General features: G+C 43.8%; 23 protein-coding genes. 14 read left to right on the forward strand and 9 right to left on the reverse strand.

The window, feature by feature from the left end:
* Positions 1 to 46 precede the first annotated feature (46 nt).
* From CRO04_RS12990 to CRO04_RS27045, 6 genes are read right to left on the reverse strand one after another with little or no spacing between them, the layout of a single operon-like run.
* The gene (locus tag CRO04_RS12990) at positions 47 to 1,174 is read right to left on the reverse strand and encodes an NAD(P)/FAD-dependent oxidoreductase (protein ID WP_097004677.1); all 1,128 of its coding nucleotides are present in this window, start codon (positions 1,172 to 1,174) and stop codon (positions 47 to 49) included.
* Between the two features lie 4 nt (positions 1,175 to 1,178).
* Positions 1,179 to 1,505, reverse strand: a complete 327-nt coding sequence (locus CRO04_RS12995; protein WP_097004678.1) for a (2Fe-2S)-binding protein — start codon at positions 1,503 to 1,505, stop codon at positions 1,179 to 1,181.
* On the reverse strand, positions 1,498 to 3,084 hold the full coding sequence (locus CRO04_RS13000; RefSeq protein WP_097004679.1) for an FAD-dependent oxidoreductase: 1,587 nt from the start codon (positions 3,082 to 3,084) through the stop codon (positions 1,498 to 1,500). Before CRO04_RS13000 ends, CRO04_RS12995 begins: the two co-directional genes overlap by 8 nt.
* Entirely contained in the window at positions 3,081 to 3,398 is a 318-nt protein-coding gene (locus CRO04_RS13005; protein ID WP_097004680.1) for a (2Fe-2S)-binding protein, read from the reverse strand. The genes CRO04_RS13000 and CRO04_RS13005 overlap by 4 nt, the downstream gene beginning before the upstream one ends.
* 25 nt (positions 3,399 to 3,423) lie before the next feature.
* A complete protein-coding gene (locus CRO04_RS13010) occupies positions 3,424 to 4,560 on the reverse strand; it encodes a tyramine oxidase subunit B (protein ID WP_097004718.1) in 1,137 nt (378 codons plus the stop codon).
* Between the two features lie 4 nt (positions 4,561 to 4,564).
* The gene (locus CRO04_RS27045) at positions 4,565 to 4,699 is read right to left on the reverse strand and encodes a hypothetical protein (RefSeq protein WP_278321367.1); all 135 of its coding nucleotides are present in this window, start codon (positions 4,697 to 4,699) and stop codon (positions 4,565 to 4,567) included.
* Positions 4,700 to 4,964: 265 nt separating this feature from the next.
* Here CRO04_RS27045 and CRO04_RS13015 point away from each other — a divergent pair, with 265 nt between their 5' ends.
* The 8 genes from CRO04_RS13015 (at position 4,965) to CRO04_RS13050 (ending at position 13,017) form a co-directional block, all read left to right on the forward strand.
* Positions 4,965 to 5,813: a helix-turn-helix domain-containing protein gene (locus tag CRO04_RS13015; protein WP_097004681.1), complete on the forward strand. Its 849-nt coding sequence runs from the start codon at positions 4,965 to 4,967 to the stop codon at positions 5,811 to 5,813.
* Between the two features lie 362 nt (positions 5,814 to 6,175).
* Entirely contained in the window at positions 6,176 to 7,366 is a 1,191-nt protein-coding gene (chvE, locus tag CRO04_RS13020) for a multiple monosaccharide ABC transporter substrate-binding protein (RefSeq protein ID WP_097004719.1), read from the forward strand.
* Between the two features lie 79 nt (positions 7,367 to 7,445).
* On the forward strand, positions 7,446 to 8,993 hold the full coding sequence (mmsA, locus tag CRO04_RS13025; RefSeq protein WP_097004682.1) for a multiple monosaccharide ABC transporter ATP-binding protein: 1,548 nt from the start codon (positions 7,446 to 7,448) through the stop codon (positions 8,991 to 8,993).
* Between the two features lie 2 nt (positions 8,994 to 8,995).
* A complete protein-coding gene (gene mmsB / locus CRO04_RS13030; RefSeq protein WP_097004683.1) occupies positions 8,996 to 10,162 on the forward strand; it encodes a multiple monosaccharide ABC transporter permease in 1,167 nt (388 codons plus the stop codon).
* Positions 10,163 to 10,207: 45 nt separating this feature from the next.
* Complete coding sequence (locus CRO04_RS26860; RefSeq protein WP_242974475.1) at positions 10,208 to 10,852, forward strand: GntR family transcriptional regulator; 645 nt, start codon at positions 10,208 to 10,210, stop codon at positions 10,850 to 10,852.
* On the forward strand, positions 10,827 to 11,225 hold the full coding sequence (locus CRO04_RS26865; RefSeq protein ID WP_242974477.1) for a substrate-binding domain-containing protein: 399 nt from the start codon (positions 10,827 to 10,829) through the stop codon (positions 11,223 to 11,225). The genes CRO04_RS26860 and CRO04_RS26865 overlap by 26 nt, the downstream gene beginning before the upstream one ends.
* A 7-nt stretch (positions 11,226 to 11,232) precedes the next feature.
* Positions 11,233 to 11,508, forward strand: a complete 276-nt coding sequence (locus CRO04_RS13040; RefSeq protein ID WP_097004684.1) for a hypothetical protein — start codon at positions 11,233 to 11,235, stop codon at positions 11,506 to 11,508.
* A 147-nt stretch (positions 11,509 to 11,655) separates the two neighbouring features.
* On the forward strand, positions 11,656 to 13,017 hold the full coding sequence (locus tag CRO04_RS13050) for a PhoH family protein (RefSeq protein ID WP_097004686.1): 1,362 nt from the start codon (positions 11,656 to 11,658) through the stop codon (positions 13,015 to 13,017).
* Positions 13,018 to 13,068: 51 nt separating this feature from the next.
* Here the strand turns inward: CRO04_RS13050 and CRO04_RS13055 are convergent, their stop codons facing one another.
* Genes CRO04_RS13055 through CRO04_RS13065 form a run of 3 tightly spaced genes read right to left on the reverse strand, consistent with a single transcriptional unit; the run spans position 13,069 to position 17,634 of the window.
* Positions 13,069 to 14,475 (reverse strand): sensor histidine kinase, encoded by a 1,407-nt coding sequence (locus CRO04_RS13055; protein WP_097004687.1) that lies wholly within the window; start codon positions 14,473 to 14,475, stop codon positions 13,069 to 13,071.
* Positions 14,476 to 14,512: 37 nt separating this feature from the next.
* Positions 14,513 to 15,223: a response regulator transcription factor gene (locus tag CRO04_RS13060; protein ID WP_097004720.1), complete on the reverse strand. Its 711-nt coding sequence runs from the start codon at positions 15,221 to 15,223 to the stop codon at positions 14,513 to 14,515.
* Positions 15,224 to 15,243: 20 nt separating this feature from the next.
* Positions 15,244 to 17,634: an endonuclease MutS2 gene (locus CRO04_RS13065; protein ID WP_097004688.1), complete on the reverse strand. Its 2,391-nt coding sequence runs from the start codon at positions 17,632 to 17,634 to the stop codon at positions 15,244 to 15,246.
* 214 nt (positions 17,635 to 17,848) lie between these two features.
* Here CRO04_RS13065 and CRO04_RS13070 point away from each other — a divergent pair, with 214 nt between their 5' ends.
* The 6 genes from CRO04_RS13070 (at position 17,849) to licT (ending at position 25,570) form a co-directional block, all read left to right on the forward strand.
* Positions 17,849 to 19,159: a S1C family serine protease gene (locus tag CRO04_RS13070; RefSeq protein ID WP_097004689.1), complete on the forward strand. Its 1,311-nt coding sequence runs from the start codon at positions 17,849 to 17,851 to the stop codon at positions 19,157 to 19,159.
* 46 nt (positions 19,160 to 19,205) lie between these two features.
* A complete protein-coding gene (locus CRO04_RS13075) occupies positions 19,206 to 20,156 on the forward strand; it encodes a 3'-5' exoribonuclease YhaM family protein (RefSeq protein ID WP_097004690.1) in 951 nt (316 codons plus the stop codon).
* Positions 20,157 to 20,371: 215 nt separating this feature from the next.
* Complete coding sequence (locus tag CRO04_RS13080; protein ID WP_097004691.1) at positions 20,372 to 21,085, forward strand: response regulator transcription factor; 714 nt, start codon at positions 20,372 to 20,374, stop codon at positions 21,083 to 21,085.
* A complete protein-coding gene (locus CRO04_RS13085) occupies positions 21,057 to 23,210 on the forward strand; it encodes a sensor histidine kinase (RefSeq protein ID WP_097004692.1) in 2,154 nt (717 codons plus the stop codon). Before CRO04_RS13080 ends, CRO04_RS13085 begins: the two co-directional genes overlap by 29 nt.
* Positions 23,211 to 23,348: 138 nt before the next feature.
* The gene (gene nagA / locus CRO04_RS13090) at positions 23,349 to 24,509 is read left to right on the forward strand and encodes an N-acetylglucosamine-6-phosphate deacetylase (RefSeq protein ID WP_097004693.1); all 1,161 of its coding nucleotides are present in this window, start codon (positions 23,349 to 23,351) and stop codon (positions 24,507 to 24,509) included.
* 197 nt (positions 24,510 to 24,706) lie between these two features.
* Complete coding sequence (licT, locus tag CRO04_RS13095) at positions 24,707 to 25,570, forward strand: BglG family transcription antiterminator LicT (protein WP_097004694.1); 864 nt, start codon at positions 24,707 to 24,709, stop codon at positions 25,568 to 25,570.
* Positions 25,571 to 25,594 lie beyond the last annotated feature (24 nt).

A 25,594-nucleotide genomic window follows, 5' to 3' on the forward strand; every position in this document is an offset into this window, starting at 1 on the left:
TGAAAAAAACAAAGACATCTTTTTAAAAGACGTCTTTGCCAATGGGTTAAATCTTTGTATGAAACCGGTCATACCGGAAATCTTTAATATCTAAGATGGGTTCCTCTCCCGTGGCCATTTGGGACAAGATGGTTCCTACCGTAGGAGAGATTCCAAAGCCATGACCGGTGAAGGCACAGGCGAGAATCAGTCCGGGAACTTCCTCCACGTGGCTGATGACAGGAACGTGGTCTGCGCATACGTCAATGAATCCTGCCCAGGTTCTGACGATTTTTGCATCGGAGAGGCAGGGAAAATATTTCATAATACCGCGGCAGATGCAGGAAGCCGTCTGGCTGCTGGTCAGAGGAGTACCGCTGCTCTTAGGAAAGTCTTCAAATCCGGAGGAACCTCCGAATACAAAGGAACCGTGAGTACTTTGGTGTCCATAGAAATCAGCCATTGCAGTACCCAGCATCTGGTAGAACATGGGCGGCTGCGCTTCCGTGACAAGAACCTCTAAAAGTGCCTGGTTCATAGGTATATCAATTCCAACTGAAGCTGCAATTTTCCTGCTTTCGTATCCGGCTGCCAGTATGATGGTCTCGCTTTCAAACACGGTGTTTTTAGTAATAACCTGTCTTGCTTTTCCCTTATATTTTTTAAGTTCTATAACCTCTTCGCCCGTAATAAAATGTACACCCAGCTGACGTGCCTTTCTGTAATATGCCAGGGTTGCCAGCATGGGGTTGGCATGCCCATCTGTGGGACACCAGCTTGCGCCGATTACCTCATCGGAGAGATAGGGACATATTTCCTTTGCTTCGTTCCCGTCAATCATGGTAACTCCCAGGCCCTGGGCACTCGCACGCTGAGTAAGGCCGTTTAGTATTTTCAGATGATCCTCTGTTTTTCCAAGGCGTAAATTACCTTTCTGGTAATACTCCACATCCATGCCCAGCTCCTCAGAAAGGAAAGGCCATAGGTTTGAAGCTCCGTACATCGCCAGGGGCAGTTCCCGTTTGTCCCGGCCTGACTGGCGAACACCGCCCCCGTTTCTGGCAGAACCGCCGCCTCCTATGTGGTCGCTTTTTTCCAGGACGATGACAGAACAGCCCTTCTTTGCAAGATAATAAGCTGCTGCATTTCCGATTATCCCACTGCCTATGATAATTACATCTGCGCAGTTACTCATTCCATCACTCCTCCTTCCTGTCGTTACTCAGAATCTTCATTTCTATGGGGCGCATGGGGGCACGGGAAATGGCTGGTTCTATATCACCCGGGGTGAGCCCCAGTTCTTTGGCTATAATTGATTTTACCAGTTTAGAACAGGTCTGCCCCTGGCAAAGCCCCATTCCGCTCCTTAAATATCTTCGTATTTCTGTTAACGTATACATGCCTTCATGAACCGCTTTTCGTATTTCCCCCTTTGTCACTTCCTCACAGCGGCAGATAATCATATCATCATCCGGACAGGGAATCAGTGGACCGATATTTATAAGCCTGTCATTTCGTTTATTCATGAGAATACCTCCCGCTTCTGTAAAATCTCGCCTTTACTGCCATATCAAGTGGAACCTTCATAGTAAGTAAATTGGTATGATCAAAAGCTTTTAAACTCTTTACTTCAAGAATTTCAGCCTGGCAGACCTCTTTTCCGCTGCGGTCCAGGGCAGTTCCCTTATCCCCTGCGGCGGGAAGCGGCAGGAATTCGTAGGGGAGGGTAATAGAAGCATATCCAGGTTCGTACTCCTCGTTTAAAAGAAAGATTGCCTGCCCGGAACAGGAAGCAACGCACATTCCACAGCCGCTGCATGATGTTTCTTCATCAATGACTGGAAGAGAAGTAATGGTTTCTCCGATTTTAATACATTTTCTGGGACATGCCTCCTGACAGGGGTTGCAGGGAATGTTCTGGGTGCACTCCATGACTGGATGAATCCCTTTTCCTTTTGCAATTCCGGGGAAACGGTCTAAATCCCCCTCATCCAAGTATCCTCTTGTTAAAAGACTTTCTGAGACAGGAATTCCTTCGTCTGTGAGGGTGATCTTCTTTCCGCGGTTTTCTGGTGCAAACATCCCTTTTCTTAAGCGGTCTAATGCCGCTTCTAATTCAGCCGTTGTTTCCCTTGCATCATCTTCTGAAAGAAAGCCCAGATATTTTGCCGCTTCTGTTCCGGCGATCCGCCCTTCAATCATGGCAGAGCTTGCCTCTTCAATACCGGAAACATCGCCGGCCGCATAGATTCCAGGTATACTGGCAGCGCCTTTATCATCAATGACTGGTACGTATCCAAGCGGAGTGTCCTGCATCTTGCAGCCTGCCATATGAAGCAGCTGTGACATGGGTGATAATCCAACAGCAAGACAGATGGTATCAACATCAAAATGTTTTTCTGTACCAGGGATCAGCTGAAAGGAAGAATCCACCTCTCCGATAATAACTCCCCTGACCCGGTCCTCCCCCTCTGCTTTGATTATAGTATGGGAGAGATAAAAGGGAACACCGCATCTGGCGACTTTGGCTGCATGTACTCCATATCCCCCTATTTTGGGAGCTGCATCAACAAGGGCGGCAATCTGACAGCCGGCCTGAAGCAGCTGAAAACTGACTACCAGACCAACGTTTCCGGTACCAAGCATCAGAACCCGGTTTCCCGGTTTGATGTGATGTAAATTCATCATTGTCTGGGAAGCGCCGGCTCCGATGACACCGGGCAGCGTCCAGCCTTCAAAAGGGACCATATTTTCCGCAGCACCTGTAGCCACTATTACTGCATCCCCTTTATAGTGGGAGATTTTTTCACCGGTTTTTACGGTAATTTCCTTATCCGGATAAAGTCCTGTTACAATTGCATTTAACACTACAGTTACCTTCAGTTCCTCTGCTTCTTTCAATAATTCTTCCCCGATTCGAAAGCCTCTTATTTTTGCTTTATGTTCTTTTGAGCCGAAGAATTTATGGATCTGTTTGAAGAGCTGTCCGCCTGGTTTGGAATTTTCATCGAAAACAATGACAGACAATCCGTTTTTAGCGGCACTGATGGCGGCAGACAGACCTGCAGGTCCGGCTCCTATAATGATCAAATCATATCGATTCATATTGATTCCTCCTGTGCCGATACTCCGTACTGGGTTTGTACCGTCATACCTTCTTTTAAGGGTGTAATGCAGGTTCTGACATTGGGAATTCCGTCTACAACCATGACACAGTCTGTACAGCGGCCGATCGCGCAGAATATCCCTCTTGGCTGGTGGTATTTTTTGGTATAGCGGTGAATCATAATACCTGCAGCTTCCAGAGCCATGGCAATGGGTTCCCCTTCATAACCAGTAAGCGGCGTTCCGTCGTATGTAAATGGAATGACTTTTCTCTCTTCTGGTTTTCCCAGTATAGGGTGTTCTTCGATTCTCATTTCATCAGCTCCTCTCCTGAATTTTCTAAGCAAGGTAGGGTTCCTTCCATAGATTCAATTTGGTTCCTATTCCGTTTTTAAGGGCATTTCTGTAAACGATGGTTCCCCATGCCACATCCTCAATGGGCATTCCTCCCACGGAATAAATAACAATTTCATTTTCATTTCTGTGGACAGGAGCCTTTCCCGTAAGCACATCACCAAGATCATCCACCTGGTGGGCCTTCATAACTCCGTCCTTCATTAAATCCATACAGTGAACTGCTGGTATGGGAACGGAATTGTAGGAAGGATAGGGGAGTTCCTCTGCCCAGGCTTCGTATAACTGAATATTGTCCGCCACATTTCTTGCCCGGTTTAAGATAAAGTCATCGTCGAATCTGGCAGCTGCAGGACAGCAGAGTATGGCACCTGGTTTGATCCATTCTTCTTTGATGTAAGGATACAGAGAAGGATCACCGGTCGGACTTGAAGTGGCAATACTTACAATATCTGCATTCCTGATGGCTTCCTCTTCAGTTTCCACGACGATCACCTCTTTGATCTGTGGGTATTTATCCCTGACATATTGGATAAATCCGTCCACTGATTTCTGGCTTCTTCCTTTTATTTTTACAGTTTCAATCTGATCTCTGACTGCCATTGCGGCATCAAAAGCAGTTTTGCTCATAACACCTGGTCCGATGATACCAACCACTTTGGAATCTTCTCTTGAAAAATATTTAATACCAACTCCGGGAACAGCACCTGTACGGAATGCACTTAAAATATTTGCAGACATATAGGCAAGAGGTGCACCTGTATCCTTATCATTCAGTGTCAGCATAAGTATAGATCTTGGGAGACCTTTTTTCCGGTTCTCAGTGTTGGAGCCGTACCATTTCATACCGGCCATATCAAACTTACCTCCAAGGTAAGCGGGCATTGCCATAAATCGTCTGTCAGGTCCGTCTGTGGGCATATTTGGAAAAGCAGATGTTTCAGGAAATGTCATCATAATTCCATGGGAATTGGCATTGGAACCGCCCATCCGGAAATCTCCGGCTTTTAAAAGACGAAACATTTCTTCCATGGCCTCTACGCAGCCTTTCATGTCAGTAACTCCAGCCTTCACCATGTCTTCTTCATTCAGATAAATAAAATCAACTTCAGGATATGCCATATGTTTAACCTCTGCTTTCTTCATTTTCATCAGTTATAAATGCTTCCAGTTCAATCTCAACCATTTGAGTCGGGCGGTTGAGTTTTGGTGTCACCAGCTCTTCTAACGGAGCGCCGGAGGCAAAGTTAATGCGTTTCACCGAATGTACCTCCATTCATTAAAAAAAGCCTTATGATATGGAATCATAAGACCTCGCTGTCCTTTTTTGTCATTCTAACTGTTTTATAGTACTCAGGTATTGTAAAAATCGGAAGTCATAAGGAAAGAACTGGCAGAGCATTAATGAGAATATTTCTTGACCTGGAAAAGAGAAAATGATAAAATGCTTCAAAAGACACAAAGGCGTTCTGGACCCTTTGTGTCTTTTGTGCTTTTAAGAAGGTAAACAGAAAGGAGCAGTCAATATGAGCGGTGGATGGAGAAAAGAAGCATCTGGAGAACTGAGCCCCAGACAGCCTGAGTTTGTGCTGGCAACGACAAATTATTCAAAGAAATGTATCATGAAATACAATCTTTCCCATTTTTATCAGTTTACTGCTGAATCGGACCATATGGGAGTGATTCCTGATGCCTGTATTGATATGCTGTTCTGGGAAAAAAATGGGGTAATGAAAGCCAAGGCAGCTGGAACCCTTTTTCAGAAAGGTACAACCAAAACGGAATTAAACTGTCAGTATTTTGGGGTGCGTTTTATGCCGGGGGTGAATCCGATGACCGGTAATGTAAAGCTGAGCGAGCTTGTCAATAATGAAATCAGCCTGGATGACATTATAATTGGAAGGCAGGAAAGGGAAGCATTGCTGGAGCAAATGCACGAAGCTGATTCCTTTCACAAAAAAACTGAAGTATATATGAATTTTTATTTAAAGTCCTTTTTTAAACAGCCAGAAGATAAAAATAGTTTAAAGTTTGCCATTCATAAGCAGATTCTTCAATCAGACGGAAGCTTAAAGCTCTCGGAATTAAGCAGCTACACAGGGTATTCGCAGCGGTATCTAAATCAGAAGATTCATGAGGACTTTGGTATGAATCCTAAAAATCTTATCCGGTTTATCCGGTTCCAGAAGTCAGTCAGCAGACTGGTGGAGACCATTCACTGTTCCAATGGCGCAGATACGGCACTGTTATCCGGCTATTATGATCAGTCTCATTTTATTAAGGAATTTGTGAAAATGTCCGGATTTACACCTTCTGCTTACATAGAGACACTTTTGGGAAATGCTTATGATAAAAAGCTCCATGTTATAAATTAGTATATGAGGAATCCCGGCTTGTTCTTAATTATAAAGAACAAGCCGTTTTTTATGTAATTTTATTGATAATAATGTCGATCAGCATATAGCTATTTTATCAAGTTGTATATACAACTTGATAAAAATACTCAAAATGTTAAAAAATGTATTGACAAAACATTGATGAAATTATATATTTATTTTATAAATGAATTTGGTAAATTTAACCATAAAAAATAAAGTATAAAACGATAATATATGAAATATTACATGCAATATTTGCCACTATTCGACAATGCATGTCGAAGCCGAACAAAATACACATTTGCAATATGTGCAAATTGTATATACTAAAAAAGTGATTATTAGGAGGGTATGAAATGATGAAACGAAAAGTACTTGGAGTCATGCTTAGTGCAGTGTTGGCGGCATCTGCATTATTCGGATGCAGCAGTTCCCAGACAGCTGCAACCACGGAGGCTGGTACCAAAGCAGCGGAGACCAAAGCGGCAGAAACCACAGCTGGTACAACCGCTGCATCCACGGCTGCGGCAGAAGCGGCAAAATCAGCAGGAAGCGGCGGAAAAGTTGGCGTGGCCATGCCGACCCAGTCTTCTGAGCGCTGGATTAATGATGGTGCCAACATGAAGAAGCAGTTAGAAGCTCTGGGTTATCAGGTGGACTTACAGTATGCAGAGGATGATGTACAGATGCAGGTGTCCCAGATTGAGAACATGATAGCCTCTGGCGTAAAATGTCTGGTAATTGCATCCATCGATTCCTCAGCTCTTGTTAATGTAGAAGCTCAGGCCAAAAGTGCCGGAATCCCCATTATCGCTTATGACCGTCTGCTGATGGATACAGATGCCGTTTCCTATTACGCTACCTTTGATAATAAGGGAGTAGGTACAGCCATTGGTGAATACATAAAAGAAGCAAAACAGCTGGATAAGGCAAAATCAGAGGGAAAGTCCTATACCATCGAATTCTTCATGGGCTCTCCTGATGATAACAACGCATTATTCTTATATAACGGGTTAATGGAAGTATTAAAGCCCTATCTGGATGACGGAACTCTGGTATGTGAATCCGGACGTACATCCTTTGAAGATACCTGTATCTTAAGATGGTCACAGGAAACAGCCCAGCAGAACTGTGAAAACTACTTAACCGGTTTCTATGCAGATAAAAAGCTGGATATCTGTGCTTCCGCATTTGACGGATTTGCTTATGGCTGTAAGGCTGCATTAGAGGGAGCCGGCTATAAAGTTGGCGTTGACTGGCCGTTAGTAACTGGTCAGGATGCTGAATTAATGGCAGTAAAAAATGTTATTTCCGGTTATCAGACCATGTCCATTTATAAGGACACCAGACTTCTGGCTGAAAAGTGTGTAACTATGGTTCAGGCAGTTCTGGAAGGCGGAAAGCCTGAGATTAATGATACAACCCAGTACAACAACGGTAAGGTGGTAGTACCTTCCTATCTGTGTACACCGGTTGCAGTCGATAAGGACAATTATAAAAAGATTATTATTGATGGCGGTTATTATACAGAACAACAGCTGGCACAGTAGCAGAGACGTACATACAGGCGGCGGTGGAAAAGACTGCCGCCTGTTTTCGTGAAGGATAAAAAGAAAAGGAGTTGGAAAGATGGCCGATTATGTCCTGGAGATGAATCACATCACGAAAGAATTTTATGGTGTAAAGGCACTAGATGATGTGAATATCAAGGTGAAACGCGGGGAAATCCATGCACTCTGCGGAGAAAACGGGGCCGGGAAGTCTACGCTTATGAACGTATTGTCCGGCGTTTATCCTTATGGAACCTACAGCGGTGATATTGTCTATCACGGAGCAGTGTGCCAGTTCCATAATATTAAGCAAAGTGAGGCAAAAGGCATTGTTATTATTCATCAGGAGCTGGCATTAAGTCCTTATCTGTCTGTGGCAGAAAATGTTTTCCTTGGAAATGAGCAGACAGGTAAAAAAGGAATTATTGACTGGACCAGAACCCATAAGCGGGCACAGGAGATGCTTGCAAAGGTGGGCCTTGAAAATGAAAACTTAAATGTTTTGGTGGGCAGCCTTGGCGTAGGCAAGCAGCAGCTGATTGAAATTGCAAGAGCCATGGCAAAGCAGGTGGAACTTCTGATTTTGGATGAACCGACTGCAGCTCTCAATGACGAGGAAAGCAAACGGCTTCTAAATATTATGCTGGAACTGAAAAAGCATGGAATTACCTGCATTATGATTTCTCATAAGCTGAATGAAATCAGTTATGTGGCGGATTCCATTACCGTAATCAGAGATGGAAAGACCATAGAGACACTTGAGAAAGAAAAGGATGAAATCAACGAAGACCGGATCATTAAAGGAATGGTAGGCAGGGAGCTGACCAACCGTTTTCCGGAACGGACCAGCGATATAAAAGAAAAGATATTTGAAGTGGAGAATTGGAATGCCTATCATCCCGATGATCCGAACCGCCATGTAATACAGGATGTTTCCTTCCATGTGCGGTCAGGTGAGGTGGTGGGATTTGCCGGGCTGATGGGGGCTGGCAGAACAGAGCTGGCAATGAGCATTTTCGGAAGATCCTATGGCCAGAAAATCAGCGGAACCATAAAGATAAATGGAAAGCAGGTCCTGATCAGAAATGTCAGAGATGCCATTAACAACAAGCTGGCATATGTATCAGAAGACCGTAAGAATTACGGACTGATCCTCATAGACACTGTGAAGGGAAATATGACTCTGGCAGCTCTTAGAAACTTCTTTTCCAGGAGGGGCATAGTAAATAAGAATAAAGAAATCATTTCATCAGAGGACTACCGGAAAAGAATTAATGTTAAATCCAACTCCATCAACCAGTCAGTCAGTTCTCTCTCCGGCGGCAACCAGCAGAAGGTGGTCCTCGCCAAGTGGATGCTGACCCAGCCGGATATCCTGATTCTGGATGAACCCACCCGGGGCATTGATATTGGCGCGAAGTATGAGATATACTGCATTATCAATGATCTGGCTAAGGCCGGAAAAGCAATTCTTGTTATATCATCGGAACTTCAGGAGTTAATCGGAACCTGTGACCGCATCTATGTCATCAACAGCGGGCATATCTGCGGAGAGCTTACCAGGGACGAAGTCTCACAGGAAAAGATTATGAAGTGTATCATGGAAGATAACGGAAAGGAAGAATAGAGATGGATAAGAAGAAAACAGTTAATATTAACATGAAGCAGTATGGTATGATTCTGGCTCTTATAGTGGTTTTCTTAATCTTTGCTGCAATGACCGGCGGTAAAAATATGTCTCCGGCAAACATAAACAATTTAATCATGCAGAACAGCTATATTGTAATTCTGGCGGTAGGCATGCTTCTTTGCGTTCTGACCGGTAATATCGATCTGGGGGTTGGTTCCATTGTTGCAGTATGCGGAGCCGTTGTGGGAATTATGATTGTAGACCAAAAGACCAGTATGTGGATTGCGATTCTGGCAGCGCTTGCTATTGGCACTCTTGCCGGTATGTTTGTTGGATTTTTTGTTTCAAAGCTTTCTATTCCTCCTTTTATCGTTACCCTTGCAACCATGCTTATGGGACGCGGGCTTACCTATACGCTGTTAAAGGCACAGACCAAAGGTCCCCTTCCGGCTGATTATACTTACATAGGTGCGGGTTTTCTCCCAACAGTTAAAATTCCCTTTGGGGGAGGAACTCTGGATCTGGTTTCCATCGCAGCAGCACTCATCGCTTTCGCGTTTATTATCATATCTGAGATCAGGAGCATTCAGACAAAAAAGAAATACGATTTTCCTGTTAATCCCATGTGGCAGACCATAGCCAAAGTGGGAGTAATTATGGTAATTGTGTGGTTTTTCTTCTATAAACTGGCACGCTACAACGGGATACCCTTTGTCCTGGTGATCATGGGCGTACTGGTCGCCCTGTACCATTTTATCACAAGTAAAACCGTAGCAGGAAGGCAGATCTATGCATTGGGCGGAAATGCCAAGGCAGCCCGCTTGTCCGGTATTAATACGGAAAAAGTATTTTTCTGGGTTTATACCAATATGGGTATCATGTGTGCAATTGCAGGAATTGTTCTCTCCGCACGAAATGCATCTGCAACACCCAAGGCGGGGGATCAGTTCGAGATGGATGCCATTGCAGCCTGCTATATCGGGGGGGCTGCAACATCAGGAGGAATCGGAACCATTATAGGCGCGGTAGTAGGTGCATTTATCATGGGAATCTTAAACAACGGCATGTCACTTTACGGCTGGTCAACGGATATTCAGAAAATCGTAAAAGGAGCTGTTTTATTAGGAGCAGTTACGGTTGACTTATTATCCAAAAGAAAAAAATAGCAGATGACAGAGCGAGATTACATGAAGCCACAGGAAGCAAAATATATGGCTATTGTAAACTGGGTCATGGAGCAGATCCAGAATGGAGTATTCCGGACAGGGGATAAACTGCCCTCAGAGAACGAACTAAGCCGTGAGTTTGAGCTGAGCAGGCAGACTGTCCGTCATGCTATCGATGTACTGGAACAGAAAAATATGCTGACCAGAATCAGGGGCAGCGGAACCTATTTAGGCGTTGGAATCAGGGAAGAGAGAAAGGAACGGTATCAGAATATAGCAGTTATCAGTACCTATGTAGACAGTTATATTTTTCCGCCGGTTCTAAAAGGAATCGAAAAAGCGTTGTCAAAAGCAGGATATACCATGCAGGTGGCGTTTACAGGAAACAGGATTGAAAAAGAAGGGGAAATCCTTTATAAACTGCTGGGAAAGGGATTTATTGACGGTCTGATTGTTGAACCGGCAAAAAGTGCACTGCCGAATCCCAATCTGGATTCCTACTTAAGACTGGCAAAGCAAAAGCTTCCCATTTTGTTCTTTAACAGCAGTTACCCAAAGCTTCCGTTTCCCTGTGTGTCACTGCATGATGAGCTGGTAGCCCAAAAGGCTGTAGAGTATCTGATCCGGGCAGGGGCATCTTCGTTATCTGGGATTTATAAAGGCTATGAAACAGGCCGGCTTTCACATTGACAGAAGGGGAATCGTCTGGATTGATACAGAGAGTCAGAATGATCTGGAAGCATGGTCTGACTATCTCTTTGACCGGATTAAAGACTGCACAGCCCTGGTTTGTTATAATGATGAGGTAGCTTATATGCTGTCTGGAATCTGCATGAAGAGAGGAATTAAGATACCAAAGGATTTGTCCCTGGTCAGTATAGATAATTCAGAACTGGCATCTCTGGGTGAGGTACCCATCACTTCCTTTCCCCACCCAATGGAGGAGCTGGGTAAAAAAGCAGCAGAAAATATGATACGGATGATTGAAAACCCCTATTTCGACGGGAATTATCTCTTTGATTCAGTGGCAGTGGAGCGTAATTCCGTTCGTATCAGAGGATAGGAGGAGCATGAGTAAAGATAAGAAGCAGCAGGTGGAGTCACCTGCACCCGTTACCATTGTTTTAAGGCTTGTGGGAGGAGGTTATCTGGTCTGGCTGGCATTTCAGATGGTTCCGGAACTTTTCATCTCCTCAGGGTTGAGATACATAATTCAATTGGTCTTTATGACGTTATTTTTCGTTACGGGTACTATTCTGGTTATCTGGTCACTCAGAAAGATGCTGCTGAAAGGGCCAGCCCAGTCAGAGGCGTGTGGAGAAGACGAACAGGAGCATATATCATAAAATTCAGATTATCTGGAACCGGATTCCAGAAAAAAGAATCCGTTTTTACATTTCTTTTACGAAACATTGGTTACAGCAGAACTTAGAAAAGGGTATAATCGGTTTTACAGAAACCAATGTTTCTGAAATTGCAAAGGAGTCCGGTAAATGATAAAAACCTATGTGGTAGATACCAATGTTCTGATTCAGGCGCCTTATGCCATCAATTGTTTTGAGGATAACCGGGTAGTTCTTCCGGTAGTTGTGTTAGAAGAACTGGATCACTTAAAAAAGGCTGAGGGTGAAACAGGTGCCAATGCAAGAAAAGCAATAAGGCTTTTAGAAGAGCTGCGTCATCAGGGAGATTTACTGACAGGAGTAACGCTGGAGCATGGAGGAACAATCAGGATAGAGAAAAACTTTGTAGATGTGGTACTGCCTGCGGATCTTCCTGACGACAAAATGGATAACCGCATTCTCAAGGTGTGCAGAGGACTTGAAGGAGAGGTTGTGCTGGTAACGAAGGATATCCTGCTGCGTGTGAAAGCTCAGATCATCGGAATACGGGCGGAGGATTTTACAACTGAGCAGGTATCCGGGCGTGAGGAGCAATACACCGGAAGGATCGAGGTTTTTGCTCCGGAGGAGAATTTTAAGGAATTTAAGAAAAAGGGAATATCAGCAGAACGGGTATATATCACCGATGAGGCTGGAAAAAAATACAGCCCAAAGCTGTGTGAGAACCAGTTTGTGATTTTAAAAGCGGACCAGTCAAACAGAAAAACAGTACTGGGACGGGTAAATGGAGATAAAATCGTACCACTTGATTATCAGAAAAGCAGGCCTTATGGAGTAACTCCCAGGAATGCAGGCCAGTATTTTGCTCAGGAAGCGCTGATGCAGCCGGCTGAGACAGCTGCGCTGGTCATCATTAAAGGTATGGCAGGAACAGCAAAGACCTTTTACTCTCTTGCTGTTGGGCTTGAAAAGCTTTTAAACAACCCCACAGGGGAATACAGGCGGATCATCGTCAGCCGGCCCAATGCACAGTTTGATTCTGACATTGGATTCCTTCCAGGAGATGAACAGGAAAAGATTTCCCCGCTGATGAGGCCTGTGATCGACAATTTGGAACAGCTCATTGATTCCAATGAGGAGAAGCGGTATGAGAATGAAGAAGAGCTGGCTGGAAAAATAGAAGAGATTTTTGCCAGAGGCCTGATAAAAACAGAGGCGTTGACCTTTATCCGGGGCCGCTCCATTGTTCAGACCTATCTGATTATTGATGAAGCCCAGAATATGACACCGAATCAGGTGAAGGGTATTATTACCCGTGCTGGAAAAGGAACCAAAATAATTCTTCTGGGAGATCCCAATCAGATTGACCGTCCATTTCTTGACGAACGGACCAATGGACTCAGCTATGCTGCAGAGCATATGAAAGGAAGTCCCCTGTGCTGGCAGATCACGCTGCAGGCGGAGGAATGCGAACGGTCCTTACTGGCAATGGACGCAGTAAAACGGTTGTAAACCATAAAAAAACAGGCATGCGCCATCCGAGCGCCGGATGGATCGCATGCCTTATAAATTTGTTGATTTTGGAAGACTGAAGATAAATTCTGACCCAACCCCTTCAGTGCTGACCACGTCGATATTTTCTCCGTGAGACTGAATGATCTCCCGGACGATAGCCAGTCCCAGCCCGGTTCCTTTTTTATCCTTCCCTCTGGACAGATCCGATTTATAGAACCGTTCCCATATCTTTTTGATGCTGTCTTTTGGTATACCGATTCCAGTATCCTTAATAGAAACAAAGATTTTTTCATACTTGCTGGAAGCCTGAATGTAAATCGTGGAATCCGTATGGCTGAATTTGATCCCATTGTCAATGAGATTATAAAGGACCTGCTGGATCTTCCCCAGGTCCGCATATACCATCTGAATGTTGTCGGAGAAGGTGAGATCAAACGTGATGTTTTTAGTGCTGCAGGTGCCCTCAAATGAAGCCGCGGTGTCCTTTATAACCCGGTTAATATCGAAATTGGTACGGTTTAAATATCCTTTGCTGTCAAGGGTATTAAGGGTCAGCATGCCCTGCGTCAGTTTGTTCAGCCGCTCTGTCTCGGAAATAACACGGGTTAAATACTTTTCGTGCATCTGGGGCGGGATGGTGCCGTCTAAGATCGCTTCCAGATAGCCTTTAATTGAAGTGAGCGGTGAACGGAAATCGTGAGAAACATTGGCGATAAAGGTTCTCTGGTATTCCTCCATCTTATTAATCTCATCAGACATATAGTTTAACGTGGCAGCCAGATAACCCATCTCATCTCTTGTGTTTACATCGATATGATGTGTTAGATTACCCTGGGCATATTCATTGGCCCCTGCAGTGATTTTTTTCAGAGGTATATAAACATTTTTTGTGAAAACTAGTAAAATAATGAGAGAAAAACCGAATACTACAGCGGAGGTAATATAAACGATATTAAGGATTCCGTTCCTCTGGGCCTGTAAATAGGACAGGGGAAGGTGGATCACCACATATCCGTGTGTGGTATAATTCCCTGTTATGGGAGCATGGACGCTTAACACGTCGTATGAAAATTCGTTGTAGTAAGTGCCGATGGTATAGGATTTATTCCCCATAATTGTGGGGTCAAAGTTGGCTATCATATCCCCATCCTTACCTGGCTGCTGGCTGTCTGATACGATCTTACCCTGACGGTCAACAATCCATATGCGGGCATGGAGATAATCGGCTTCATTGACAAGTCCCGGATAGGAAGAGGAAAGCTTCATATCCTTTCCATGATACATGCTGCTGAAGGAAGTTGCAATCTGGTTTGCTTCGTCATACAGACACTCGGACTGCTGGCGAAGCAGGTACTGATCGGTAATTCTGGATGAGAAGGAAGCGATGGTAACAAAACCCAGAAGGCCGAAGAGTAAGTAACCCATGATGAATTTGTAATACAGGGAGTGTGTCATTGAATGTTCACCTCTAACTATAACGTATAGGCTGGCCCTACCGCTTTACCTCAAATTTATACCCGATCCCCCACACCGTTGAAAGTGCCCAGCCTGAATGATCTTTGATCTTTTCTCTCAGACGCTTGATATGGACATCCACAGTTCTCGTATCTCCGATATATTCATACCCCCAGATATGATCCAGAAGCTGTTCCCTTGTAAACACCTGGTTAGGGGAGGAAGCAAGGAAATAAAGAAGCTCCAGCTCCTTTGGAGGCATCTCAATGGAGTGCCCCATATAGATAACAGAGTAGTTGGTTAAGTTGACAATCAGATCCGGATATTCCACATAGTCGCCCTGCTGGTCCGTATGGGAAGCAGCAGGAGCAGGACCTGACTGATATCGTCTTAACACTGCTTTTACCCGCGCCACCAGTTCCTTGGAATCAAAGGGTTTGATCATATAATCATCAGCTCCCAGCTCCAGACCCAGTACCTTATCAAATACCTCGCCCTTTGCTGACAGCATGATAATCGGAACCTGGGACCCTGTACGAAGCTCCCGGCAGACCTGATAGCCGTCCATGCCCGGAAGCATTAAATCAAGCAGAACAAGATTGGGCTTAAATTCAGGAAAGACCCGAATTGCTTCCTCTCCGTCTCCGACGATTTCAGTTTCATAGCATTCCTTTAAAAGATATAGGGAAATGAGCTCTGCAATATTGCTGTCGTCGTCCACAATTAAAATCCGCTGTTTCTCTGCCATAATGGATCCCCCGTTCAAATTTATTTAAATGAGACAATGGTGACTCCCGAATCTCCTTCGCCGAAGACACCAAGCCTGAATTCTTTTACATATTTTAATCTCTTTAAATGCTTATGCACCGCATTTTTTAAGGCACCGGTACCTCGTCCGTGAACCACCCGCACCTGGGGAAGATGGGCAAGATAGGCATCGTCTAAATATTTATCAAGCTGAGGTATCGCCTCATCTGTTGTCATACCGATCAGATTGATCTCGGGTGAAATGGAGAAGGACTTTGAGATACGGGCAGAACTGCTTCCGCTTCCTGACTTTTTGGAACCTCCGTTTGAAGGTGTCAGAACTGTGTCGTCATGAAGCAGCTCTAAATCCGACAGGTTAACCAGTGACCGCAGGATGCCCATCTGAACGTATAAATCACCTTTTGCATTGGGAAGGGAGCTTACTGTTCCGTTTAAGTTCATGCTTAAAACTCTTACTCCGTCTCCCAGCTTCAGCTTCTTTGGATCAATCCCTTTCGTGGGATTTTTCTGTTCTCTCTTTATGGACAGGGAAGAGTCCACATCTTTTAGCTTATTCCTTAACCGGCTGCGTTCTGCCTCCAGCTCCCTGCCAACTCCGGAATCGGAAGCCAGCTTGTTAATCTGACGGATGGTCTGATCAGCAGTATCCTTCGCGTCCCGTAAGATTTTGCGGGCCTCTTCTCTGGCATCCTGAATCACCTTGTCCCGCCGTTCATCAAGCCGCTCCTCCTTCTGGGTTAATCGGGCTTTTAACTGTTCTACTTCCAGCTTGTAGGAGGCTATCTGGATTCGTTCTTTTTCAATGGTAACCCTGTTTTCCTCCAGATGTGTCAGCAGATCCTCAAATGTTTCATCCTTTGCTTCCAGATGAGTCTTAGCCTCATCGATGATATATTCCGGAAGCCCCAGCTTCTTTGATATTGCAAAGGCATTACTTTTGCCTGGAACGCCGATCAGGATCCGGTAGGTGGGCTGAAGTGTCTCTACATTGAATTCGCAGCAGGCATTCTCCACACCGGGGGTGGTAAGGGCAAAGACCTTTAACTCGCTGTAATGAGTGGTTGCCATGGTCCGGCACTTCATATTGTGAAGGAACGAAAGGATGGAGATAGCCAGGGCAGCCCCTTCTGTAGGGTCCGTACCGGCTCCAAGCTCATCAAACAGGCAGAGGGAATTACTGTCTGCCTTACTTAAGATCTGTACGATATTTGTCATATGTGCGGAAAAAGTACTAAGGCTCTGTTCGATGCTCTGCTCATCTCCGATATCAGCAAACACTTCATCAAAGACCGCCAGCTCAGAACCGTCAAATGCCGGTATATGAAGACCAGACTGTCCCATCAGGGTAAACAGACCTACCGTTTTTAATGATACCGTCTTACCGCCGGTATTGGGTCCTGTAACAATTAAAAGGTCGAAGGTTTTTCCTAAATGAATGGTAATGGGGACAACCTTTTTCGGATCCAGCAGGGGATGACGCCCGTCTTTAATACGAATCTCATGTTTTGTGTTAAAGATTGGCTCGCTGCCGTTATAATGTTTGGCCAGTGCTGCCTTTGCAAAGATAAAATCCAGTCTGGTAAGAGTGTGATAGTTTGTCTCCAGTTCTTCCAGATAAGGGGCCAGCTGATTGCTTAAATCCGCCAGAATCATCTCGATTTCCTTCTGTTCCTGAATTTCCAGGGCTCTTAAATCGTTATTCAGCTTAACGATTGCCATTGGTTCGATAAAGAGCGTTGATCCGGTAGAAGACTGGTCATGAACCATTCCCGAAACCTGGGATTTGTGTTCGGACTTTACAGGGAGACAGTATCTTCCATCCCTCATGGTGATAACCGCATCCTGTAAATAGGAACGGTTGGAATTTAAAATGGAATTCATCTGGGTGTGGATCTTATCATTAATAGAGCGCATGGAGCGTCTGACATGGTGAAGCCCGGGGCTGGCATCGTCACTGACCTCTTCCTCCGAAATGATACAGCGCTTGATCTCGTTATTAACCGGAGTCAGAGGCTCCAGAATGCGGAAAAATTCTTCCAGAGAATCTTCAGAAATCTCAGGATCCTCATGCCTGCCATATGCCTTTGCTCTTGCAGATGCAGTGAGAAGGGAACTGATGGATAAAATTTCTATGATTCCGAGTGAACTCCCAACTTCCAGACGTTTTAAGGAAGCGCGGATATCCTTAACTCCTCCAAAGGAGATTCCGCCCTTCTGACGGACTCTGGTAACTGCATCGGTGGTTTCTTTTAAGGAAGTGGTTATCTCCTCATAATCCGTAGAGGGTACCAGTCTGCGGCACAGCTCCTTCCCGGACTCACAGGAGGCATATTCGGTAAGTTGTTCGATGATTTTATAATATTCTAACGTTTTCAGTGCTTTTTGATTCATAAGTTATACCTTAATTATTCTGCTTTCTTTGTGAATATTTAACCGGGATGATAACCGGTTTTTGAATAATGGGATCGGTTACAGTATAGCATAGGAAAGACAAATACTGCAATCCTCAGGTTGTTGTTTTTACTGCTGTTTCATATGTTTTTCTTGCATAAAACAGGGAAGAACCTTATAATAGTACATAGGTCTTCTGAAAAGGAGGGTAAGTATGCCGGAAAATAACGGGCCAGATGATAGAAAGGCGGAGACCCGCCGTTTTATCAATGAAAAGATTGTAAGACAGCCCATGTCAAAAAGGGATATGTTTAAGAGACTTCTGGGTCTTTTAGTGACTGCAGTTATTTTCGGAATGGTTGCGGCAGTTACATTTGTCATATCCAGACCTGTAGCTGAGAGATTACTAGTGGGAGAATCCACCGGTGAGACGACTCCGGTGACCATACCAAAGGATGAGCCTGAGACCGTTGCTTCTGCGGCGGAAACCACTTCGACTGCTGCGGAGACGGAACCAATTGAAGACATATTAAAGTCTGCTATGGAGAAATATCCATTCTCCGTGGATGATTTAAATACTCTTTACGGAAGTTTAAAATCTGTGGTGCAAAAGGCGGACAAGGGAATTGTTACGGTTCATTCCGTAAAGACACAGAAGGACTGGTTTAATAATCCGGTTGAAAATTCCGGACTATACTCGGGTGTGATCACTGCCTCTGCAAATCAGGAGCTCCTCATTTTAACACCGGAACGTGCGGTTGAGGATGCAGAATCAATTCGGGTTGCTTTCTCCGACGGAAAAGAGGTTCAGGGTAAGATTAAGCAGACAGATAAGCTGTCCGGCATGGCAATTGTCAGCGTTTCAACTGCTGATTTAGACAGAACACAGCTGGAAGAGGTTAAGGCGATTGAACTTGGCAATTCTTATTCAGTAAAGCAGGGAGACCTTGTGATTGCAATCGGCGGTCCTGCAGGGATGGTTCATTCTACCGGTTATGGTTTTATCTCTTTTATTACGAAGAATGTCCAGATCATTGATGGTATGACCAGAATACTGTATACCGACGTTAAGGGTAATGCCGGAGCCGGTACGTTTCTCATGAACACAAACGGTCAGATTATCGGCTGGGTGACAGATGAATATAAAAACGACAGCAGCAAGGATATGACAGCAGCCATGGCCATATCAGATTATAAGAGTATTCTGGAAAAGCTAAGCAATGGTGCACCATACCCATACTTTGGTATCAAAGGACAGGAAGTGAGTGCAGTGATGAACAGCAGCGGTATGCCTCTTGGTGTATACGTGGTGGAAGTGAATACAGACAGCCCCGCTTACAATACAGGAATACAAAGCGGTGATATCATCACCGAGATGGGCGGATCAGCCATTGTCACTATGAAGGATTTTCAGGTGATTCTGGAAAAATCCAGTCCTGGACAGATAATTCCTGTGACTGTATCCCGTAATGGCCGGGAAGAATATAAAAAGATACAATATCAGGTAACCATCGGAGCCAGGTAAATATCCTGGCTTCCTTGTTGCTTTCAGTAAGATATGGAGGAAAAAAATGAAATATATTGAATCATTCCGGGAAGGAATGCATGTTTCTGATGTGTTTTTGTGCAAAAACAGGCAGATTTCCCTGACCAAATCAGGAAAGGAATACGGCAACCTGATACTTCAGGACAAAACAGGGACTGTAGATGCTAAAATTTGGGACCTGGGATCCCCGGGGATTGGTAACTTCGAGAGTCTGGATTATGTATACATAGATGCAGATGTAACAGTGTTCCAGAATTCCAATCAGCTGAATATAAAGAGAATCCGGAAAGCGGAAGAAGGGGAATATACTCCTGGTGATTATCTTCCGGTTTCTGCTAAAGATATCACTGTGATGTATGAGGAGCTGACAGGCTTTATCCGTTCAGTAAAAAGTCCATATTTCAGAGCGCTGTTAGAAAGCTTCTTTATAGAAGATGCAGCATTTGCAAAGGCATTCCAGTTCCACTCCGCAGCAAAAAGCGTACATCACGGTTTTGTAGGCGGTCTGCTGGAACATACATTAAGCGTAGTAAAGCTCTGCGATTATTATGCGGGGTATTATCCTGTGCTTAACCGGGATCTTTTACTGACTGCCGCAATGTTTCATGATATTGGAAAGACAAAAGAACTTTCCACATTTCCGGAGAATGATTACACCGACGATGGACAGCTTCTCGGCCACATTATGATCGGTACGGAGATGGTGGGAGAGAGAATCCGCTCCATTCCGGGATTCCCGGAGAAGTCTGCTACTGAATTAAAGCATTGTATTCTGGCCCATCATGGGGAACTGGAATACGGCTCACCGAAAAAACCGGCACTGATTGAAGCCCTGGCTCTTAACTTTGCAGATAATACAGATGCAAAGATGGAGACCATGATTGAAGTGCTAAAAGCTGCAGGAGACAATCATGGGTGGCTTGGTTTTAACAGATTAATGGATACAAATATCAGAAAAACAACGAATGAAATCTAAATCACAAGGTGCATAAGGAAGCTGATTTCCTTGGCACCTTTTTTGCCTGCATAGAAGTACGGGGAATTTTAGAATTTCTTTCGTTTTCTCTGTCAATCATTTTAAGAATGGTATTTTATCCTAAGATTGTAGAGAATTTGAATAGGAGTGAGGTTTAATTGATGCAGAAACCGGCGGTATTAACCGGCGGATTATGATAGATAAGGAGAGATCACATGGAGGTAAACCATATCTTATTAGTTGAAGATGACAAAGAAATCAGACAGGGAGTTGAAATATACTTAAGAAGTCAGGGATATGAAGTATTTCAGGCGGCAGATGGTCTGGAAGGACTTAAAATACTGGAAAGGGAGGAAATCCACCTGGCGATTGTTGACGTAATGATGCCGCGTATGGACGGGATTACCATGACCGTAAAGCTGCGGGAAAAACATGATTTTCCAGTTATTATTCTGTCTGCCAAGTCGGAAGAGGTGGATAAGATCATGGGCCTTAACATCGGGGCAGATGATTATGTAGCAAAGCCATTTACCCCTATGGAACTCCTCGCCAGGGTAAATTCCCAGCTGAGACGGTACAGAAAATATATGGATATGCTGGAAGAAAAGGAACAGAAAGAAAAAAGCAATGTCTATTCCATCGGCGGATTGGAATTAAATGAAGATACAGTTGAGGTTACGGTAGATGAAAAGCTGGTAAAGCTGACACCCATTGAGTTTAAGATACTTGCTCTTCTCATGAAGAACCCCGGCAGAGTATTTTCTGCGGAAGAGATTTATGAAAGAGTCTGGAATGAGCGGGCGATCAATACGGATACAATTATGGTGCACATAAGAAAAATCCGGGAAAAAATTGAATTAAACCCGAAGGAACCTAAATATTTAAAGGTGGTGTGGGGCGTTGGATATAAAATTGAAAAACAGGCATAGACTCAGTGCGTTTATCGCGGCAGCTGTTGTAATTGCAGCAGCATTAGTTATGGTGGCGCTTTATCCCTTCTTTCAGAATGAATCTACCCGGAGCGGAACTCCTGTCTATGAAGAAAATACTTTTTTAAGACATCTGTCTTATGGAAATTATGTTCTGTCAATGGAAGATGCCCAGTCAGAACAGAATAAGATTATCTCCCCGTTTCAGTATTTTCTGCCGGAAGCCGAAGCGGAGCTGAAAGCCGGAAAAAATACGGAATATCTAAGGGAGCTGCGGCAGAATTGTATACGGGAATATGAAAACTGGAACCGGTATTTTGGGAGAATCCGAAAGTCCATTGACTATCAGATGATAGATGAAGACGGAAATGTGGTTCTGGACCATGCGGAAGGACGTTTTATTCCAAACAACAGCCATTACGTGTTTCAGGCTGTTCTGCATTACGACGGACAGGGACGTATGGACATATCCTGTATAAGTGGAGAGAATACGGCTTACTTACTCAATACACTTCAGGGATACGGGGATACAGATCCTTTGCAGAACTATTACGATGACCAGTATTTCCCTGATGGGAATATAAAACTTTCCAATCCCAGAAATATGTCCTTTGCCTATGGTATGTCACAACAGCAGGTTGATGCTTTAAAAGATACCAACAGCAATATCTGGACCGCCTACGAAAACTCCGGAAGCGTTACCCGTATTTTTATCGGGCTGATTTGTGCAGTTGCCGCACTTGCGCTATTATTTTCCTGTTTTGATGTAAGCATGGCTGATGATGTTGCACTTTTAAGAACGCCCTTTGAGGTAGTGGCCGGAATCGGAGCCGGTGCAGCCGCTTTTGGCGCAGGTCTCACAAGCCTGGTAGCTGTGACAAACCGCGGGGATTTATACAGTGCCCTTTTGCGTGCCAATTTTCTTCCGGCAGTAGCCAATATCATGGTAAAGCTTTGGAATATGCTCTGGTGGCTGATCCCATTTACAGTGGTTTACTGGTCGGTTTTGTGTATCAGAGATGTATTTCATATAGGGATCGGACGTTATTTAAGGGAAAGAACCATCTGCGGCCTGTTCTGGGGCTGGGTAATCAGATGTATGAAAAAATTATACAAGTATCTGGGAGACATCAATTTACAGGAAAAATCAGACCGGACAATCTTTAAGATTGCAGCAGTGAATTTTATAGTACTAACCATTTTGTGCAGCCTGTGGTTTCTGGGAGTGGGAGCAATCTTTCTTTACTCTGTTATACTGTTTTTTGTCATGAGAAAATATTATCAGGATTTAAGCAGCAAATTTAACATGCTGTTAAAAGCAACAAACCAGATAGCTGAAGGTAATTTAGAGGTTACAATTGAAGAGGATTTAGGTGTATTTGATCCTTTTAAAAAGGAGATTCAGAAGATTCAGAGCGGACTGAAAGTAGTAGTGAATGAAGAGGTAAGGAGCCAGAAGCTGAAGACCGATCTGATCAGCAACATGTCCCATGATTTAAAAACCCCTCTCACAGCCATTATAACCTATGTAAATTTATTAAAAGATGATCATGCTACGACGGAACAGCGCAAAGCCTATATTGATATTCTGGAACAGAAGTCCATGCGGCTGAAGGCTCTGATTGAGGATCTCTTTGAGATCAGCAAGGCAAACAGCAACAATGTGACACTGAATCTGGAAGATGTTGATATTGTCAGCCTGTTAAAGGAGGTGAGCTTTGAGCTTAGTGATAAGATTGAAGAATCAACCATTGATTTTCGGTGGTATTTACCGGATGAAAAAATAATACTTTCTCTGGACAGCCAGAAGACTTACCGGATATTTGATAATCTGCTTACGAATATAATCAAATATGCGATGCCTGGAACACGGGCTTACATTGATTTGAAAAAAGAAAATGACTGGGTGGTTATTATATTAAAAAATATTTCAGCTGCAGAGCTGACTTTTAATCCGGAGGAGATAACCGAACGTTTTGCCAGGGGAGATCAGGCAAGGAATACAGAGGGGTCCGGCCTGGGAATGGCAATAGCTAAAAGTTTTGTGGAACTGCAAAACGGTAAACTTACTGTTGAGACAGAGGCTGATTTATTCCGTGTAACCATACGCTGGCCAATTATGTAGGATAAAATTTTTACAAATGGAAATAAAATAAAAAAAATTTCCAAAACTTCTTGAAAACCGGAAACGAACTGATTATACTAAAAGAAAGGTCAGGTTCAGCCTGTCACATGTCATCCGGAAGGAGAGAGGAGCAGGAATATGATTATACAGAGCAAACGTGTCTGGATTGCAGGACAGTTTATTCCGGCACAGCTTGAGCTGTCAGCAGGAAAAATTCAGGCTGTTTATGAATATGGTACGCATACGGCAGATCAGGATTACGACAGCTGCCGGATTGTGCCGGGATTTATTGATATCCACACCCATGGCGCATATGGCTATGATACCAATGATGGAGATTCCCAGGGACTTCTAAACTGGATCCGGCGTATTCCCGAAGAGGGGGTTACTGCGCTTTTGCCGACTACGGTCACACAGATGCCCGGAGTTTTAGAAAAGGCAGTATCTAATATAGCAGATGTGGTAAATGAAGGTTACGAGGGAGCGGAAATCCTGGGAATTCATTTCGAAGGTCCTTATCTGGATATGAAATACAAGGGCGCACAGCCGCCGGAAGCTATAGCAAAACCGTCGGTTGAGCAGTTTAAGAGCTATCAGAAGGCTGCAAAAGGAAAGATTAAATATATCACACTTGCTCCGGAGCGGGATGAAGGCTTCGCTCTTACAAAATACTGTAAAAGCCATGGAGTGGTAGTAAGTATGGGTCATTCAGCCGCCACATATGAACAGGCACTCATGGGAATTGCCAATGGGGTCACTTCCATGACGCATGTTTACAACGGTATGACGGCCTATCATCACCGGGAACCGGGACTGGTAGGAACTGCTCTCAGAGTGCGGGATATTTACGGAGAAATCATTTGTGATGGCTGTCACAGTCATTTGGCCGCACTGAATAATTATTATACGGCAAAAGGACGGGATTACGCCATCATGATCAGTGACTCCTTAAGGGCCAAGAACTGTCCGTCAGGTGGACGGTATCAGTTAGGCGGTCATGAAATTGAAATCAGGGAGAACGGCCTTGCCTATTTAAAGGGAACTAAAACCATAGCAGGCAGTACCTTAAAGATGAACCAGGGATTAAAGCTTTTGGTGGAGGAAGCGATGATACCGTTTGATTCTGCCCTTAATTCCTGTACCATTAATCCAGCTAAGTGTCTGGGAGTGGATGACAGAAAAGGACGTCTGAATGCAGGATATGACGGGGATCTGGTTGTACTGAGTGATTCCTACGATGTAATACAGACCTACTGTAAAGGAATAAGAATGCTTGATAAAACCGACGTGGATATGTAAAATATGTGCATTTTGCACAAAAATAACACGGTTAATATGGAATGATACACAATTGATTAATCACGCTGTCCTGTGTTATACTTATATTATTATAGCGGGATTGTAACTGTTCAGCAGGCAACACCTAGATTAGTGTGCATATGAAACTATGCATACTGATTTAGGTGTTTTTTATTTAGAAGAGGAGGAATCAGAAGATGAATTATCGTGTTAAAAAAATATACAATAACAATATTATTTTAGCAGAAGATGATAAAATGTCTGAAGTGATACTCTTAGGAAGAGGAATTGCATTTCAGAAACAGGTCGGAGATTTAGCAGACACAGATAAGATCGATAAAAGGTTCGTATTCGAATCTCCTGAAACCTATTCTAAATACATTACATTATTAAAAGAGGTTCCTTTAAATCAGGTAGAACTGGCAAACAAAATTATCGAACAGGCTCAGGAAGAACTGCAGGTAACATTTCATGACAGTATATATATTGGTCTGACTGATCATATCAGTTATACCATATCCAGATATAAAGCCGGACTGACAATAAAGAATGCTCTGCTTTGGGAGATAAAGAATTATTATCCAAAGGAGTATGTGGCAGCCAGGAATTCTTTGAAACTAATCTGGTATTATGAAAAAATTCATCTTTCAGATGATGAAATTGGCTTTATTGCCGTTCATTTTATCAATGCGCAGCAGAATGGGGAAAAGATTCAGCAGACCATGGCGGTTGCGGAGATTGAACATGACATATTAAACCTGGTGAAGTACCATTATCAGATTGAATTAGATGAAGATACTTTAAATTACAGCCGTTTTGTTACTCATATTCGTTTTTTTGCCAGAAGAATGCTAAAAAAAGAAATATTTATGTCAGAGGATAATTTCCTGTATGACCAGATAAAAGCAAAAATGCCTCAGGCCAAGGCATGTGCTGATAAGGTTAAAGATTATTTCATTAAGAAATACGGCATTACGATTTCACAGGAAGAAATGATCTATTTCATGCTGCATATTAACCGTGTTGCGGAAAGAGAAATAAAAAACAGAAACCAGATTTAATAAAAAGGATTGTCGACACCTTTT

Source organism: Lacrimispora amygdalina (assembly GCF_900205965.1).
Taxonomy (GTDB): Bacteria; Bacillota; Clostridia; order Lachnospirales; family Lachnospiraceae; genus Lacrimispora; species Lacrimispora amygdalina_A.